Here is a 359-nt window from a genome sequence, read left to right on the forward strand (position 1 = left end):
CCACATGGTGCCGATCCAGTTGAAGAACTTCACACCGGTCGGTACGGCGATGAGGAACGTCATGAAGGAGAAGAACGGCAGCAATACACCGCCGGTGACGTACATGTGGTGGGCCCACACCGTCACGGACAGACCCGCGATCGCGATGGTCGCGCCGATCAGACCCGTGTAACCGAACATCGGCTTGCGGGAGAAGACCGGGATGACCTCGGAGATGATGCCGAAGAACGGCAACGCGATGATGTACACCTCTGGATGGCCGAAGAACCAGAAGAGGTGCTGCCACAGCAACGCCCCGCCGTTGGCGGCGTCGAAGACGTGGGCGCCGAACTTGCGGTCCGCCTCCAGGGCGAACAGCG

The 359-nt window shown here is 62.1% G+C and carries 1 protein-coding gene; it reads right to left on the bottom strand.

Translation table 11 applies throughout. From position 1 onward, the window contains the following. A partial coding sequence (locus FDO69_RS40985) for a cbb3-type cytochrome c oxidase subunit I (RefSeq protein ID WP_170321025.1) occupies positions 1 to 359 on the bottom strand: 359 nt, incomplete at both ends.

It is taken from the genome of Streptomyces tibetensis (assembly GCF_007655005.1).
Classification (GTDB): Bacteria; Actinomycetota; Actinomycetes; order Streptomycetales; family Streptomycetaceae; genus Streptomyces; species Streptomyces tibetensis.